At 55.3% G+C, this 15,374-nt stretch carries 16 protein-coding genes; 4 read left to right on the top strand and 12 right to left on the bottom strand.

From position 1 onward, the window contains the following. Positions 1–51 precede the first annotated feature (51 nt). The 3 genes from CKW32_RS10430 to CKW32_RS10420 all read left to right on the top strand — a co-directional run bounded on the left by CKW32_RS10430 (position 52) and on the right by CKW32_RS10420 (position 3,303). Positions 52–807: a class II aldolase/adducin family protein gene (locus CKW32_RS10430; RefSeq protein WP_032891414.1), complete on the top strand. Its 756-nt coding sequence runs from the start codon at positions 52–54 to the stop codon at positions 805–807. Between the two features lie 109 nt (positions 808–916). After that, on the top strand, positions 917–1,708 hold the full coding sequence (locus CKW32_RS10425; RefSeq protein WP_095184832.1) for a transporter substrate-binding domain-containing protein: 792 nt from the start codon (positions 917–919) through the stop codon (positions 1,706–1,708). A 50-nt stretch (positions 1,709–1,758) separates the two neighbouring features. Further along, positions 1,759–3,303 (top strand): amino acid ABC transporter permease/ATP-binding protein, encoded by a 1,545-nt coding sequence (locus CKW32_RS10420; protein ID WP_095184831.1) that lies wholly within the window; start codon positions 1,759–1,761, stop codon positions 3,301–3,303. 386 nt (positions 3,304–3,689) lie between these two features. On the opposite strand, the gene CKW32_RS10415 is transcribed toward CKW32_RS10420, so the two are convergent. From CKW32_RS10415 to galB, 8 genes are all read right to left on the bottom strand, one after another. After that, positions 3,690–4,919, bottom strand: coding sequence for an OprD family porin (locus tag CKW32_RS10415; RefSeq protein ID WP_032891418.1), 1,230 nt, complete (start codon positions 4,917–4,919; stop codon positions 3,690–3,692). A gap of 91 nt (positions 4,920–5,010) precedes the next feature. Next, positions 5,011–6,324, bottom strand: a complete 1,314-nt coding sequence (locus CKW32_RS10410; protein WP_095184830.1) for a dicarboxylate/amino acid:cation symporter — start codon at positions 6,322–6,324, stop codon at positions 5,011–5,013. 54 nt (positions 6,325–6,378) lie between these two features. Then, the gene (locus CKW32_RS10405; protein WP_095184829.1) at positions 6,379–7,242 is read right to left on the bottom strand and encodes an amidohydrolase; all 864 of its coding nucleotides are present in this window, start codon (positions 7,240–7,242) and stop codon (positions 6,379–6,381) included. A gap of 112 nt (positions 7,243–7,354) precedes the next feature. Continuing rightward, positions 7,355–8,239, bottom strand: coding sequence for a LysR family transcriptional regulator (locus CKW32_RS10400; protein ID WP_032891421.1), 885 nt, complete (start codon positions 8,237–8,239; stop codon positions 7,355–7,357). A 27-nt stretch (positions 8,240–8,266) separates the two neighbouring features. Next, positions 8,267–9,190 (bottom strand): NAD(P)-dependent oxidoreductase, encoded by a 924-nt coding sequence (locus CKW32_RS10395; protein WP_095184828.1) that lies wholly within the window; start codon positions 9,188–9,190, stop codon positions 8,267–8,269. Further along, positions 9,190–10,278, bottom strand: coding sequence for a 4-oxalomesaconate tautomerase (locus CKW32_RS10390; RefSeq protein WP_095184827.1), 1,089 nt, complete (start codon positions 10,276–10,278; stop codon positions 9,190–9,192). The genes CKW32_RS10395 and CKW32_RS10390 overlap by 1 nt, the downstream gene beginning before the upstream one ends. Positions 10,279–10,283: 5 nt before the next feature. After that, entirely contained in the window at positions 10,284–11,000 is a 717-nt protein-coding gene (locus CKW32_RS10385) for a 4-carboxy-4-hydroxy-2-oxoadipate aldolase/oxaloacetate decarboxylase (RefSeq protein ID WP_032891427.1), read from the bottom strand. Then, a complete protein-coding gene (galB, locus tag CKW32_RS10380) occupies positions 10,997–11,731 on the bottom strand; it encodes a 4-oxalmesaconate hydratase (protein WP_032891429.1) in 735 nt (244 codons plus the stop codon). Before galB ends, CKW32_RS10385 begins: the two co-directional genes overlap by 4 nt. Positions 11,732–11,886: 155 nt before the next feature. On the opposite strand from galB, the gene CKW32_RS10375 reads away from it, so the two are divergent. Continuing rightward, positions 11,887–13,110: a LysR family transcriptional regulator gene (locus tag CKW32_RS10375; protein WP_095184826.1), complete on the top strand. Its 1,224-nt coding sequence runs from the start codon at positions 11,887–11,889 to the stop codon at positions 13,108–13,110. Between the two features lie 43 nt (positions 13,111–13,153). Here CKW32_RS10375 and CKW32_RS10370 read toward each other — a convergent pair whose 3' ends face one another. The 4 genes from CKW32_RS10370 to CKW32_RS10355 form a co-directional block, all read right to left on the bottom strand. After that, positions 13,154–13,537: a VOC family protein gene (locus tag CKW32_RS10370; protein ID WP_095184825.1), complete on the bottom strand. Its 384-nt coding sequence runs from the start codon at positions 13,535–13,537 to the stop codon at positions 13,154–13,156. Positions 13,538–13,842: 305 nt separating this feature from the next. Next, positions 13,843–14,145, bottom strand: a complete 303-nt coding sequence (locus CKW32_RS28515; RefSeq protein ID WP_256227044.1) for a hypothetical protein — start codon at positions 14,143–14,145, stop codon at positions 13,843–13,845. Positions 14,146–14,151: 6 nt separating this feature from the next. Then, positions 14,152–14,304 (bottom strand): hypothetical protein, encoded by a 153-nt coding sequence (locus CKW32_RS28300; RefSeq protein ID WP_177326467.1) that lies wholly within the window; start codon positions 14,302–14,304, stop codon positions 14,152–14,154. A 68-nt stretch (positions 14,305–14,372) separates the two neighbouring features. After that, a complete protein-coding gene (locus CKW32_RS10355; protein ID WP_095184824.1) occupies positions 14,373–15,350 on the bottom strand; it encodes a carbon-nitrogen hydrolase family protein in 978 nt (325 codons plus the stop codon). Positions 15,351–15,374 lie beyond the last annotated feature (24 nt).

The raw sequence follows: 15,374 nt of genomic DNA, 5'->3' as shown, positions 1-15,374 counted from the left end.
TTAATTTCATATGGTGTCAGCCAATAACAACACTGTGAGAGCGCCCAATAAATGAACACACTCGAAGGTATCAGCGCGCAGGAGTGGTCAACTCGTTGTGACCTTGCGGCTCTTTTCCGTCTACTGGCCTACTACCGCATGACAGACCTCGTCGACTCCCATGCCTCGGCATGCATTCCTGGAGAACCGGGAGTCTTTCTCATCAATCGCTACGGTGTGCCGTTTGAAAAGATGCAGGCGAGTGATCTTGTGAAAGTTGGATTCGATGGACTGTGTGTTGGTACCAATGGTACGTCCGAAGCGATGAACATCGCAGGTGCCTTGATCCACTCTTCGATTCATAATGCCCGGCCCGATATGGCCTGCGTAATACATACCCACACTGCGGCAGGAATTACAGTTTCGGCACTTGAAGAAGGGTTGCCGCCATTGTCTCAGCATGCAATGAAGTTTTACGAGCAACTCAAATACCACACCTACGGCTCTTTCATAGATACCAAATTGGAACAGCAAAATATGATTAATAGCCTTGGTGATTCCAACGCCATGCTCTTGCGAAATCACGGAATCATCGTCGGCGGGCGGACTATTGGCGAAGCTTTTCACAGTATTTATATGTTAGAGCGCGCCTGCCAGATACATGTGCAAATCCGCAGTATGAATAAAAATATTGTTACTCCGGATCCGCATATGTGTAAAAAAACTTATGATACGTTTGCAGGCGATTATGATCACGGGATCGTGGAACTGGCCTGGCAGGGTGGGTTGCACATAATTTCCTCTCAAAAAGATTACTACTGTCGTTGATTGCGTAGTGATAGGTTTAAAAATAGGCTTCTGCTATATCCGTTATTGCGCATAACAAGAAAAATATAAGAGCCCTTTTCGTTCCTGCCCTCTCAATAATGGAAACGCCATGAACAAGCACGCCCTCGTGAAAAGCTTTTCTTTAGTTGCAGTCATTGGATTTGGAGTGCCGCTAGTCCACGCTGAAGAACAATCTCCTTTGAAGTTTGGCATGGAGATCACCTACCCACCGTTTGAATACTACGACGCCGAGAACAATATTGTGGGGGCGGACCCTGAGCTTGCCGCTTCGATAGGAAAGTCTTTGGACAGGAAAGTGGAGTTCATCGACACAAAGTTTCTGAGCCTGATCAACGGACTCAACGCGGGAAAATACGACGCGATTATCTCAGGTATGTACATCACAGCCGAGCGTCAGACCCAGGCGCTGGTCATTCCCTACGCCAAAACAGGATCAGCCATTTTAGTGGCACGGGACAGCGTATTTCAGCCTCAATCTCCGGAAGATCTATGTGGCAAAAAGATTGGATTGGAGCAAGGGAACTCGTGGCTTCCGAAACTGCAAATACTGTCTGAGGCATACTGCATACCCAATAATAAAGCCGCAGTGATGGTGAGCGAGTATCCATCTGCGCCAGAGGCGACCCAAGCGTTGCTTTCCGGCAACGTGCAGGCTCAAGTAGAGATCGCAGGTGCGGCTCACATCATTTCCGAGCGAACCAAAGGTCGAGTAGTCATCAGCTCTAAAGAACTCATTTACCCTGAAACTCTGGGGATCTTCGTCAAGAAAGGCAACAGCGCCACGCACGCAGCTCTGATGAAAGCATTGTCGCTAAGCAGAGCAAGCGGCGAATACGAGATCATCCTCAAAAAGTACAGCCTTGAACCCATCTCAGAATAACAAGCATAGCCCACCGCTGTTTATAGCGGTGGCGTTATCAAGGGGCAACTATGTCATTTGATTGGAGTTACTTCGTCTCCCTCTTCGCGGTGGATTCGTTTTGGGTAGCCTGTCTTCAGGTCATCAAGCTCAGTACTGCGGCATGGCTGCTGGGCGGTCTTCTGGGGTTTCTTCTGGCATTGGCCAAGATGTCGAGTTCCCCATTACTTCGCGGCTCAGCTTCGGTGTACATATGGTTTTTCCGCAGCGTTCCCCTGTTGGTCTTGATCGTTTTTACCTACAACCTACCGCAACTGATTCCTTCTTCCGGTGGACTGCTTTCGAATCCGTTTTATTCGGGCCTCATTGCCCTGGTGATCACCGAAGCGGCGTACATGGCTGAGATTCATCGAGGGGGACTGATTTCTGTTGCCAAGGGGCAAAAGGAGGCCGGAAAGGCGCTGGCCATCGGTACGGTCGGCGCGCAATGGCTTATTGTCATCCCTCAGGCCATTCGTATATCGCTGCCGACGATGATCAACGAATACGTCACCATCGTAAAACTGACATCGCTGGCATCCGTCATCTCCCTCACAGAGATTCTCACGGTCGGTCAGCGCTTGTACTCCCAGAATTTTTTGGTGATGGAGACGTTGGCAGCTGTTGCGGTGTATTACGTGTTAATCGTTACGGTGTTCGGATACATGCTTGAGCGTTTCGAGCGCTCACTGGATCTTAGCCTGCGTAAGCCGCATACCCTGGGTAGTGACCAGGCCAACGCTTTAAGAAAATCCACGGAGAACTTTAAACAGGAAAGCCTGCGCCGTTCATACGAGGGCGATACAGTGCTGCATCTTCAGGATTTGCATAAGAGCTATGGGAGTCATGAGGTTCTGAAAGGAATCGACTTGTCGATCAGGAAGGGCGAGGTTCTTTCCATCATTGGCCCATCTGGTTCAGGCAAAACCTCTCTCATCAGAACCATTAACGGGCTGGAAAAAATTGATAAGGGAAGCATCAAGCTCTTTGGCGCCGACTTCATCGAAAAGGACACACTGGATGGCGGTAACCTGCGTGCCTTTCGGCGACGCGTAAAACACATAGGAATGGTTTTCCAAAGCTTCAACTTGTTCCCCCATCGAACGCTGGTCGATAACGTAACGCTCGCACCGTTGCATCACGGCGGCTCGAAGAATGAATGTCAGCTTAACGCCTATTCCCTCCTTGATCGCATTGGACTGCTTGAGCATGCCCACAAGTACCCGCATCAGCTTTCAGGAGGTCAGCAGCAAAGAGTGGCAATTGCACGTGCGCTGGCGATGTCGCCAGACATCATGCTGTTCGATGAGCCCACTTCAGCACTGGATCCAGAGCTGGTTGGAGAAGTGCTGGAGGTGATCAAGGGATTGGCTGATGACGGCATGACATTGCTGATCGTCACCCACGAAATGGAGTTCGCGATGTCAATTTCTCACCGAGTCATTTTCATGGAAAATGGAAAAGTCCAGCTTGATGCTTCTCCCCAAGAGATTCGAGAAGCGGACTCTGCTGAGAGAGTCAGAAGGTTCATGGGGATACCCGAACCGACCGTCTTAACCAAGAATGCAATTGCCTAATCGCTCACAGGTAAGTTCAGCGGGACAGAGTTTTTGGCGTTCAAGCATCACAGGGCTTCGAAGTCTGTGTGCGTCGTACCTTGGGCAAGATCGGCTCAGGCAGAGCATGAGCGATAAAGGGGAGTGTTGGGTGCAACGCTCCGATGAGGCACTACTGTGGTCGTTTGAATTCAGAGTGGGTACCCAAACTGGCTACAGATCGGAGTATGAGGCCCGAGCGGATGTGTGGCGCTGCGTATCGCGCTACAAATCGCCAGGCCTCAAAGCTTCAACGACTCTCGGTCACCCGACGTCAGGGAAAAGCTTGCGGCGTGAAACCTTAGCCGGCTTACAAGATCACTTGCCCCGTTCGAACTGACTTCTTTGCATCGATACTCGATCCAAGTTTAAAAGGATGTGAACAAGTAGCTTGCGATCAAGCGTGTCTCGTCAATATCTCTGGCAGCGTCACTTCGATAGGTTGCATTCCGTAATCGCACAGAGAACCCCTTTAACGATCCCTGGAAGGCGTAGTTTACGTCCACATCACGTTCCCACTCTTTCTCGGCACCGACCGTCTTCAGGCCGTCTCCCCGGATATAGGCCGTGAAAAAGCTCAACCCTGGGATACCCATGGCTGCGAAGTCGTAGCCATAGCGCAGCTGCCAGCTACGTTCGCCTGCGCTTCCGAAGTCGTGGTATTGAACGTAGTTGGGCAGGTAGGGGTTATTGATGTAAGGAAAGCCCGTAGCACCGCCCATGACTTGGTAGGACGCCATGACGCTATGCCCATTGTCTAAGGCGTAGCCGAGCGCGGCAGCATATGCGCGGTTATCAACCTCTCCCGCTTTGGCTGCGCCAACATCACGACTTGAGAAGGCACGCAGGTCAGTGGTCAACATGCCTTTGCCGAGGCGCGTGTTGTGTATCAATCCAGCGAACTGCTGACGGTAAACGTCATCAAGTTCGCCATAAAAGTACGTTGCACTCAGTTCTGGCGTCAGCTTGTAGGTCCCGCCGCCATATCGATAGTTGTCGCCGATACCGGTTGCACGATAGCGACCATCTTTCACTGCGAGGGTTATGTCCTGAAGGTCGGTAGAGTCGGGTGTGATTGTCTTATCGAATTGCGCCAGGTTCAGGGTCAGGCGATCTACGTCGGTAGAGTTGATCTGCCAGCCCTGGAACGTCTGAGGAAGCAGTCGGCTGTTGTTGTACTGAAGCACTGGAACCTTTGGCAATGACATGCCGTAGCGCAGTGATGTTTGAGATACTTTGAGTTTGACGCCATAGCCTGCTTTTGAGTATTCATCAACGGCCTCACCGGAAGCCCGTTTGGGGAGCAGGCCGCTACCGGAACGGTCTGGGCTCGAATCCAGTTTGTAACCTGCAAACACCAGTGCGTCGGCGCCAAAGCCGATTATTCCCGGTGTGTATCCCGACTCATAGTTGAGCAAAAAACCTTGGGCCCATTCTTCTCTTTTGGATACGCCCGTTCCCTGACGAAAATCCCCGTTGTAGTAGAAGTTTCGTGCTTCCAGGCGAATCTTGCTGTCCGCGATAAAATCATCGGCCATTGAGGTGTCGATGGAGATAAGTGCAGGTGTGAGCAAAGCAACATATAAGGCGCGGTTCATTTTTATTATTTTCCTGACGCAGGGAGTCGCTGCTCGGTGCTGGACCGAACAGTGACTGTTTAGAAATGGTGTGATCGATAGAGCAGAAGGTTTACGGCTTGGTGCCAAGTTCCTGGGCGAGCTTGTCGCGATCCAGTTCTTTTTCCCACGCTGAGACAACCAGCGCGGCGACACCGTTTCCCACCAGGTTAGTCATGGCGAGTCCGGTGCCCATGAAGCGGTGGATACCCAGAATCAACACCATGCCTGCCACCGGTACAAGCGGCACCACCATCAAGGTGCTGGTCAGCATGACAAAGGCGGCGCCTGACACACCGCTGGCACCCTTGGAAGTGAGCATGGCCACGATGACTAACGTCAGTTGTTGAGAAAGTGACAGGTCGATGTTCAGCGCTTGAGCGATGAAGAGCACCGACATCGTCAAATAGATGTTGGTACCGTCGAGGTTGAAGGAGTAGCCGGTGGGAATGACCAGCCCGACGACGGGCTTAGAGCACCCGAGTCGCTCCATCTTTTCCATGATCTGCGGCAGCACCACTTCCGATGAACTGGTGCCAAGCACGACCAGCAACTCCTCTTTGATGTAAGCGATAAAGCGCAGGATGCTGAACCCGCAAACTTTCGCCACGCCACCCAACACCACGATGACAAACAATGCACACAGGATATAAAAGCTGCCGACCAGTTTCATCAGCGGCAGGAGCGCACCGACACCGTAAGTACCGACGGTGAAAGCGATGGCGCCGAACGCGCCGATGGCGGAAAGCTTGGCGATGATGTGAACAATGCGAAAGAACACGCCGGACAGCCCTTCGATCATGTCGTAGACCGGTTTGCCTTTCTCACCCATGGCTGACAGCGCGCACCCGAAGAGCACGGAGACCAGCAATATGCAAAGCACGTTACCTTCGGCAAAGGCCTGCACAAACGTCGAGGGAATGATCCCCATCAGAAATTCGACCATGTGCATGTGCTGAGCTTTCTCGGCGAACCCGGTGACTGCCGACGCGTCCAGGGTATTCACATCGACATTGAAGCCTGCCCCTGGATTGAAAAGGTGCCCACCGATAAGGCCTATCAGCAGCGATACCGTCGAAATGACTTCGAAGTAGAGCAGTGCTTTCCCGCCGACCCGACCGACCTTTTTCAGGTCGCGCATACCGGCGATGCCGGTGACGACTGTGCAGAAAACTACAGGGCCGATGATCATCTTGATCAGCTTGATGAATGCATCGCCCAGCGGCTTGAGATCGGCCGCAAAGGTTGGCCAGAAATGGCCGACGGCGACTCCCGCGAGAATACCCAGCAGGACTTGAAAGTACATCGCGCGATAGAACGGCGGCTTGGTTTTCACCTTGGCGGGAAGGGTTACTTCTGCCTGAGCAGATGCAGGGCTGGGGTTCATGGCTTTCACTCACTGTAAGTCTTATTTTTGGAGGTGCAGCAAAGCTGGGTGCACTTAACGGCCGTAGAGCTTCATCGGGTTATCGATCAGCAGTTTTTGACGCAGCAGAGGATCGGCACAGAAATTGAACATCAGATCCACCAACCCGCCGTCGTTGGGCATGTCTTTACTGATGTTTGGATGCGGCCAATCAGTGCCCCACAGGACGCGTTCCGGCGCTAGCTCAATCAGCTTCTGCGCGAACGGAACGGCATCTTCGAATGGTCGCCGCCCGACCGATACACGCTCTGCGCCACATACCTTGACCCACGCAAGCGGATTTTCCATCAGTTGCTGCAATGCCAGGAAGGACTGCTGCTCAATACCATCCTGCGCTTTGACGCGACCCATGTGGTCGATGATGAAAGGTACGGGTATCCGCGCCAATCTTTCGGCATAAGTCAGGATGTCTTGTGCATCCAGGTGCAGGACGACATGCCACCCCAAATCCGCAAGGCGATCCACAGTGCTATCAAAGACGTCCAGGTCTGGCGCGCCACCCAGATGTGCAACGAAGTTGAACCGCACGCCACGAACACCGCCGGCGTCCATCTCGGCAAGCTGTTCATCGGTTTCGCTGCCGTCAACGATTGCTACGCCTCGATACCGTCCTTCACTCCGTGCAATAGCGTCGAGCATTGCGCGATTGTCACTGCCGTGACAGCTGGCCTGGACAATTACACCGCGCGTGAATCCCAAGTGGTTGTGCAATGCCTGCAATGTTTCAAATGGGGCGTCTGGTGGGGTATAGCTACGATCATCGGCATAAGGGAAATCAGCCGCAGGACCGAATACATGGCAGTGCGCATCCCACGCACCGACAGGAAGCGGCTGCTTTGGTTTTGTTGGGTTGGCGTCAGGGGCGAGGCAGCTTTTCATCTCGTGTCCTTTATTATCGTTAGCGGAAGCGATAGCCGATGGTGGCCGCCTCGACGCCTTACAACAACAAGACACAGGCTCTAGCAGTTATGCGGATTTTGCATGCGTCTATTCAGTCTATGCAGATCTCACGAACCAATGACATGGTCTGTTGTGCCAGGCGAGACAGCGGGCGCTGCTCAAACGTTGCGATAAATAAGTGCGTCTGGATTGATGGATCAACGATCTGTGCAGCTTTGAGTCCTTCGAGTTTTCCGTCGCCGTTGGCCAAGGCCGAGCGAAACAGTACGCCGTAGCCCATGTTGAGATTGATCAATTCCAATAGCGACGGGATGCTATCGACCTCCAGGCAAACGTTCAGATGCACCTCATGCCTCGACGCTTCATTCTCGATGAGGCGGCGTATGGAGTGAGGTTCGCTGGGAGTGATTAAAGGGTATTGGCCCAAGTCTTTCATCGCTACCTGGGAAGGGAGGTTCGAGTGCTGGCTACCTATGAGCATCAATGGTTCTGAGTGTATGTGCTCATACTGCAGTTGTGCACTGTGGCCAGGATTGAAGAGCAGTGCGAAATCGAGGCGACCCAGGAGCAGCCACTCGCGCATCGAATGAGTCAGGCCTTCTTTGATCCCCAATATGCAGTCAGGAAAGCGCTCTCGGAAGGCAGAGACCACTGCCACAGTGTGGCGTCGGGAAATACTGGGAGGAAGCCCGACGACGACCTTGCCAGACAACGTATCGCGTTGTTCGCGCAGGTCTTCACGCGCCACCTGCACCTGCCGCAAGATGCCTTTGCCGTGATCGAACAAGCGTTGCCCGGAAGCGGTCAGTAAGACGCCTCGACCATTTCGCAAGAGCAGATGCTCCTGCAGCTCGACTTCAAGCTGCCTGACCTGACGGCTAACGACCGACTGAGAAATGTTCAGTACGGCGGCGGCCTTGGTGAAGCTGCCGAACTCGGCCACCCGTACGAAACATTCGAGCTGTTTTAGATCCATGAGTGCGACTCTGGGAAAAAAGCTATGTTACCGCTTTTCCCGGACAGTGCTTTCATGAGCGATTGGGCTGCCATACACCGTGTCGATCAGGTTTATCCAGTCGAATGGCTCAAGGTGTGAGTAATCAATATCGGCATCAAGCATGGCATCGACGAGCCCGAGCTGAGCGCTGACGATGGCTTGGCTCATGTTCGGAACCACGTCGACGTCGCGAGCGGTTTTTGCGACCTCTTTCATTTCCTCTGCGCGACGCCGACCGTGCTCGGCCACGCGACTGATCAAGTAGTGGGGTAGGGCGCTGTCCCAACCCATCTGCGGAAAACTCTGGTGCAATGACGCCAGCACCTCACCCTCGGCATGGTACTGGCGAGCGGTACTCAGGCATTCGGTGGTGAGCGCTTCCAGGCCTTTGATCATGATGCTTCGACACATCTTTATCGCTGACGCTACGCCAATCACATTAGCCACTACCCGCACGTTCATGCCTAGCCCGCTTAATCGTTCAGCGACCAGGGTGGCGTGTTGGCCGCCTAACAGGATGGGTGTTTTCAAGCGTTGTGGCGGTACCGGCGCCATGACTGCGGCATCAATGTAATCGACGCCATGCAGCTCCATCGCTTTGGCTGCTGCCCGCTTCGTAGAGGGCGCCACCGAGTTGATGTCGATAAACAGTTGTCCGGGCTTCATCAGTGGCGCCGCGTTCAGTGCGACTTCGAGTGCGTTATCCGCTGTGACGGCTGAAATGATCCACTCGCCAAGCGCTATCGCTTGAGCCGCACCCTCGCACAGTTGAACGCCACACCGCTGGGCTTTTTCATGCAGCGCGGCTCGTTTGGCCGGGTTTTCAAGGAGTCGATCATAGGCGTAGATCTTCACGCCCTGTGCTGCAAGATCCTCGCCCAGAATGGCACCGGCTTCGCCGAAGCCGATCATAGATACGGTCGTGGTCATTACGATTTCACCGGTTTTTGCCAGACGTCGCCAGGAATGAGCACGTTGCCTTCGAACAACAGCCGTGCCGTGCGCACCAACCCGCAACCGGCTAACTGACCGTCAATTACACGCAGCTCCACCGAGAACTCGCCGGTTGGATGCTCGACAGACAATTGGACTCGATCACCTGTTTCTACTTGGGCCAAACTGCTCGCGACTGTCCCTTGAATCAGGCAGGCAGAGGCGACACTGACAGCGCCGAACACCCCTATTGATGTGTGACAGCGGTGAGGAATGAAGGTACGGCTGCCAATAGCGCCTCCGTTGCGGGGGGCTGCTATCAGGGACATTTTCGGTACTGTGCGCTCGCGCACATCTCCCAGATTCATCAACGGGCCCGCCTGCAGCCGGATCGATTCCAGCAACGCTTTGAGCGCCATGTTGGCGTCCAGTTGCTCGGGGTTTTCATCGCCCGTGCACCCCACATCAGTCGCCCTGATCAGCACAACAGGCATTCCATTGTCGATACACGTCACTTCAATGCCATCGAAGCGGTCAATGGCATTTCCGGTAGGCAAGAGCGCTCCGCAACTGGAGCCGGCAATGTCTTCGAACTCGACAATCAGAGAAGCACTGGTGCCAGGAACACCGTCGATGCGGGTATCACCTGCGTACTCGACGATGCGGCCTGGAGTGGGGACTTTAGCCACCGCGATCTGCCCGGTGTTCACCATGAAAATCCGCACGGTCGTCAACAACTCGTCTGCGCTGATCAGCTCACGCTCGATTGAAAAGGGGCCGACGCCGGCAAGGATGTTTCCGCAGTTCTGACCGTAATCAACTTGAGCCTGTTCGACTGAAACCTGAGCAAACAGATAATCGACATCAGCATCCGGGCGATCCGAGCGGCGGATGATGGCGACCTTGCTGGTCAGCGAATTTGCGCCGCCGATGCCATCTATCTGGCGTGCATCGGGTGAGCCCATGACGGACAGCAATACTTGATCACGCAGCTTACCTTCCGGCGGTAGATCGTCAGCCAGGAAGTAAGCGCCCTTGGAGGTGCCTCCACGCATCATGAGGCATGGAATTCGGGTCTGGCGCATGAAGGTCATCCTTGTACGTCAGTGAGGCTGTCGTAATAAGTCAGGCCCCGATCGATGAGCTTCTGACGCATCGCGTAAATATCCAGGCCCAACTCGCCAGCCGCCAGGCGCACGCGTTTCTGCTCTTCGATTTGGGCGCGTTTTCGGCTGGTTTCAAACACGTCGGGCAATTCTTCGCGGCGCACAATGACCACGCCGTCATCGTCTGCCACTACGACGTCCCCGGGCTCGACCAATTGGCCGGCGCAGATGATGGGCACGTTGACCGAACCCAGGGTTTCCTTGACCGTGCCTTGGGCATGCACAGCCCGCGACCATACCTTGAAGCCCATTTCCCGAAGCGTTCGGGTATCGCGCACCCCGGCGTCAATAATCAGGGCACGTACCCCTCGGGCCATCAACGAGGTGGCGAGCAAGTCGCCGAAGTATCCATCGGTGCAGGGAGACGATGTCGCGACCACCAGGATATCGTCGGGTTGGCATTGTTCGACCGCCACGTGAAACATCCAGTTGTCACCCGGCGCAACCAACACGGTCACCGCCGTTCCGCTGATGCTCTGGTTCTGCTGGATGGGACGAATGGCCGATTCCAACAAACCTTTACGTCCTTGGGCTTCATGCACGGTAGCAACACCAAAGCGATCCAGTTCGTCGATCAGCGCCGAATCGCCACGGGGAATGTTGCGCACGACAACTCCAGTTTTTCCGATCAGTGTGCTCATGCCAGGTTCTCCGTCACCCTTGGGAAGATGCTTTGATAGCCCTCGGCGTAAACGATGTTACGGGTAGAGGCGATACCCACGTTGCGTTTGGCCTGCACACCGCGTTGCAGGGCGACACGGGTGTAGTACTCCCAGAGATGTTCCTGACCAGCCATGCACTGGATGGCGGCGTATTTCTTGTCCCAGACTTCGGTGATGTCCAACAGCACATCCGGGCGCCATTCGCATTGCTCCGGCTGGTGGGGTTCGAAGCTGTAAACGGGTGGGGCACCCACAATTTTTTCGCCAGGCTTGTAGCCTTCGGCCTGAGCGATGATGCGCGCTTCCTGCGTCAGGTTCATCGCCAGCGGGTGATCGTAGTTGTAGGGGTCTTTGATCGAGTGACTGAGGACGAACTCCGGTTGCACGCGACGAAACACATCGGCCAAACGAAACAGCGTCTCTTTATCGGCGCGCATCGGGTAGTCGCCGATGTCGAAGAATTCCACGCTCGCGCCAAGTATCTCCGCTGCGGCTTCAGCCTCGCTGCGACGCGCGGTTTTGACCTTGTCTTCAGACATCTCCCCTTTGCGCCAGAGCTTGGCCGACTCACCTCTTTCGCCATAGGACAAGCACACGATGTGTACGGCATAACCTTGTTGGGCGTGCAGAGCGATGGCGCCACCTGCGCGCCAAACGAAATCGGCAGAGTGGGCGCTGACGACTAATGCAGTTTTTGTTTTATTGATCATCGAAGTGCTCTTCTTGCGGCTGTTTGATAGCACCCACAGTCGCATTTGAGGGGGAGGTTGAATAATGCGTTCGGCGGCAATAGGTATGCGTTTTACTTATCGGGATGAGTTATGCATGCTGTGCACCCGCTTTCTCAAAAACTCGGCAGGTAGGCATGCACAGTCCTGAGTTGCCCAATTTGATGCAGGTTCGCGCGTTCCTTCGCGTTGTCGAATACGGCAGCGTATCCAAGGCATCTGCCGTGCTATTTCGTGCACAGCCTGTCGTGACACGCGCCATCCTGGCGCTGGAGAAGCGCCTCGGCGCCTTGCTGTTCGAACGCACCGTCAATGGTATGCGTCTGACCGATTACGGAGACCGTGTCATTCCTCGGGCTCGCCGGGCCTTGGAAGAATTGCTGGCCGTTCCGTCTTTGCTGGGGCAGGTATTGGGCCACTCGGCCGAGCCGCTTTACCTGTTCCAGACCCGCCGCCTGGAAATGTTCGCGAAACTCTGTGAAACCCACCATATGCAAACCACGGCGAGTGCGCTTGGCGTTTCGCAGCCCGCGATCAGTGCCGCCATCAAAGTGCTGGAGCAGGGCAGTGGTGCTGGCTTGTTTGAACGCACGCCTCACGGTTTGCTGCCGACCCGCGCGTGCCTTGAAATGTTGCTGCGAGTTCGGCGAGCACTGAATGAACTGCGTCACATCGATGCGGATATCGCTGCGTTGAGTGGTTCTCTTCAAGGTGCCGTGCACGTAGGGGCCTTGCCGCTCGGGCGCACGGGAATACTGCCAGAAGCCATCGTGCGCCTGACCCTGCAACACCCCCACGTACGAGTCGTCACAAACGAAAGCCCGTTTGACCTGCTAGCCAGTGAAATGCGCGCTGGCGATGTGGATTTTGTACTCGGCGCTCTGCGCCCGTCGGCCTACGCCAGCGATCTGCATAGCGAAGCCTTGCTGCGGGAGGAAATGGTGATCCTGGTACGCCGCGACCACCCTTGGCTGGAGCGGACGCCTTCCTATGAGGACTTGAGTGCCGCCCGCTGGATCTTGCCTCGCGCCGGCTCTCCGGCACGGCAACTGCTAGACGCGTTTTTTGCCCACATCGGCATCGCCGCACCCAGCCCAGTGATTGAAACGGGCGATCTGGCGATTTTGCGCGGTGTGTTGCTGCGCTCAGACATGCTCGCTGCCGTTTCGGCGCATCAACTGGAACACGAAATGGTCAGCGGTGAGCTGGTGCGACTGCCGCTTTCCCTTAGCCACACCACGCGACCTATTGGCCTGATCTCCAGAGCGGGGGCGCTTCAATCGCCTGCGGCGCAGGCGTTGATGGATAAGATTCGGGAGGTGGTAGGGGAGGCGGCGATGAAAAAGGCAGAGGTATCCTGACACAGGTTCAACGTAGTTATTCGTCAGCAAGGTGTCTTGACCCCTACGCTGGCGTGAAACAGTAGGCAGCCAGCTTGTTGCCGTCGAGGTCACGCGCGTAAGCAGCGTACGCGTTGGGTGCCCAGTCTCGTGGCCCCGGCGTACCTTCGTCAGTTCCCCCACTGGCCAGCGCTGCGGCGTGGAAGGAGTCGATGGCTGCGCGGTCGGGTGCTGCGAAGCTAATAGTGACACCGTTACCCACGGTTGCAGGAGCACCGTTGGCTGGTTTCAGAACGTAGAACGATGGGGTGCTCTCCCCCCAGGCCGAGCCATCATCTTCTAAATCGATGATGCGTTTTTGTCCCAGCGCACCCAATACATGGTCGTAAAAATCGCGGGCTTTTTGCATATTATTGGTGCCGACGGTGATGTGCGTGAAGATAGACATTTAAGTATCCTTTTTGGTGAAAAGCGGCAGGTGGATATTGCTGTTTGTCCCGTTGCGAGATGAGCCCTGGCCTCCGTCGACAAGCCTGTTGGGTCCGAGATTTCTTCGCACAATCCGAGCCTTTGCAAAAAATGTGGTGAAGGAAGTTGTCTTGGCATCGGCACGAATGTAAACGGGGTTATCGACGCCAGCGCTGTGAAAGAGCAAGAGGCCAGCAATCCAGTCGAGATGCATGGAAGCTGAAAGCGTCGTGACCGCAAATTACGCGTCCATGCAGTTTTGGTCCCTTCGTAGTCTCAAAAGCGTTACTTGTCACTAATGGTGATACCAGTGCGCACGCGCCGATCAATTGAAAGTTCAAAGATGTCAGGTCTTGAATAGTTGCCTGCCAAATCTAAGTCGTGAAGTTGCGCGTCCAGGCCCAAACTCAGCGAAACAAACGACACAAACGACACCCATTGAAACGCCTTGGTGGTCTCCATGGTGGTGGAGAACACCATTGGCACAAACGTCAGCGGATTTACCACTCCACCGAACATCACCAGTGCAGCGACCCAGTCGGGAAGCTGCGGATTGGAAAACGCGGTGACCGCCACCGCCGTCCCCATGATGATTCAGTCCAGATGCGCCTGCCGCACGCGTATCGGATTGGCCATGCCCAGGGCGCGAAGCTGGGCCGGGTAGTCGACAGAAGCCAGAACGGCGAAACCGCAGAGCGCCCCCGGCGCGATGGATAACAGAGCGGTAGCCAGAAGCGCATGAACCATCAATTAGCGTTACTGATTCCGGGTCGACCTATGCACGGCCGCCCGGAACATATGGTTGAGGCGAGAGTTCAGGCGTCGCGCAGCGTTAACCCGGTGCGTACGCGTCGATCAATCGAGAGCTCGAAAACATCCGGACGCAAGTAATGCCCGGCCACATCGAGGTCATGGTGCTGGGCATCGATCTGCGCTAGGTCGATGGTTGCCAGTATAATTCCAGGCTCTCCGAAGAGCGGTGCCGTCACCCAGGAACCATCAGGGGCGATCACACCAGATCCGCCATTGAACAGTACGTCTTCCTCCAGTGCCTTGCCGCCAACCCCACGCCGGTAAGCCGCCAACAACTCGGCCGGCACATCCCCAGCGGCCAGGTACTGGCCGGCGCAGAGCACAAAGCAGCGCCCTTCGAACGCGTAGGAACGGGCAGCGACATGGTGCATTTCCGGCATGTCCGGCCAGGCCGCCACATGAATCTGTTCGTCCTGTGCATGCAGAGCCTGGCGCGCCAGCGGGTGCCAGTGTTCCCAGCACACCAATCCGCCTACGCGACCAACCACGGTGTCGACCACCCTTAGCCCTGCGGCATCACCATTGGCCCATACCGTCCGTTCGGTGTGGGTGGGCGTCAGTTTGCGGTGCACATTCAAAATGGCGCCATCGGGGCCAATAGTGACCAGTGAGTTGTACAGCGAGCCGCCATGGTGTCGGGAGCGCTCGTTCATCCCCATAACCACGGTGACTGCGTTAACGCGCGCAGCCTCGCGAAGCTCCGCCAGGTCATCGTGCATGTCTTCAGGCTGGCCAATGACCGGGCTGTCTGCTAGTAGCTTGGCGTACCAGGACTTTGCTTGCGCATCGTCCCAGTCCGCCATTCCAAATACCCATGCTGGGTAGCAGCTCAGCCAGGTTTCCGGAAATATCACAAGTTGAGCCTCCTGGAGTGCTGCCTTTTTGATATGTTCGGCTGCCCGACGCATCGACTCGGCTCGATCAAGGAGAGCCGCAGGCATTTGCACAATGGCGACTGTTTTTTCGCGTTTGCTGGTCATTTAAAAACCTTTTTCTTTTGGTCG

The sequence above is a fragment of the Pseudomonas sp. Irchel 3H9 genome, assembly GCF_900187495.1.
In the GTDB taxonomy this organism is placed as follows: Bacteria; Pseudomonadota; Gammaproteobacteria; order Pseudomonadales; family Pseudomonadaceae; genus Aquipseudomonas; species Aquipseudomonas sivasensis.
The sequence above is the reverse complement of the archived record's forward strand: the minus strand, read 5'-3'. Positions and strand labels throughout refer to the sequence as shown.

What these genes read in the sequence shown, in the direction of transcription:
- CKW32_RS10430 (WP_032891414.1), top strand. Translation starts at nt 52, where the DNA reads ATGAACACACTCGAAGGTATCAGCGCGCAGGAGTGGTCAACTCGTTGT.
- CKW32_RS10425 (WP_095184832.1), top strand. Translation starts at nt 917, where the DNA reads ATGAACAAGCACGCCCTCGTGAAAAGCTTTTCTTTAGTTGCAGTCATT.
- CKW32_RS10420 (WP_095184831.1), top strand. Translation starts at nt 1,759, where the DNA reads ATGTCATTTGATTGGAGTTACTTCGTCTCCCTCTTCGCGGTGGATTCG.
- CKW32_RS10415 (WP_032891418.1), bottom strand. Translation starts at nt 4,919, where the DNA reads ATGAACCGCGCCTTATATGTTGCTTTGCTCACACCTGCACTTATCTCC.
- CKW32_RS10410 (WP_095184830.1), bottom strand. Translation starts at nt 6,324, where the DNA reads ATGAACCCCAGCCCTGCATCTGCTCAGGCAGAAGTAACCCTTCCCGCC.
- CKW32_RS10405 (WP_095184829.1), bottom strand. Translation starts at nt 7,242, where the DNA reads ATGAAAAGCTGCCTCGCCCCTGACGCCAACCCAACAAAACCAAAGCAG.
- CKW32_RS10400 (WP_032891421.1), bottom strand. Translation starts at nt 8,239, where the DNA reads ATGGATCTAAAACAGCTCGAATGTTTCGTACGGGTGGCCGAGTTCGGC.
- CKW32_RS10395 (WP_095184828.1), bottom strand. Translation starts at nt 9,190, where the DNA reads ATGACCACGACCGTATCTATGATCGGCTTCGGCGAAGCCGGTGCCATT.
- CKW32_RS10390 (WP_095184827.1), bottom strand. Translation starts at nt 10,278, where the DNA reads ATGCGCCAGACCCGAATTCCATGCCTCATGATGCGTGGAGGCACCTCC.
- CKW32_RS10385 (WP_032891427.1), bottom strand. Translation starts at nt 11,000, where the DNA reads ATGAGCACACTGATCGGAAAAACTGGAGTTGTCGTGCGCAACATTCCC.
- galB (WP_032891429.1), bottom strand. Translation starts at nt 11,731, where the DNA reads ATGATCAATAAAACAAAAACTGCATTAGTCGTCAGCGCCCACTCTGCC.
- CKW32_RS10375 (WP_095184826.1), top strand. Translation starts at nt 11,887, where the DNA reads ATGCACAGTCCTGAGTTGCCCAATTTGATGCAGGTTCGCGCGTTCCTT.
- CKW32_RS10370 (WP_095184825.1), bottom strand. Translation starts at nt 13,537, where the DNA reads ATGTCTATCTTCACGCACATCACCGTCGGCACCAATAATATGCAAAAA.
- CKW32_RS28515 (WP_256227044.1), bottom strand. Translation starts at nt 14,145, where the DNA reads ATGGGGACGGCGGTGGCGGTCACCGCGTTTTCCAATCCGCAGCTTCCC.
- CKW32_RS28300 (WP_177326467.1), bottom strand. Translation starts at nt 14,304, where the DNA reads ATGGTTCATGCGCTTCTGGCTACCGCTCTGTTATCCATCGCGCCGGGG.
- CKW32_RS10355 (WP_095184824.1), bottom strand. Translation starts at nt 15,350, where the DNA reads ATGACCAGCAAACGCGAAAAAACAGTCGCCATTGTGCAAATGCCTGCG.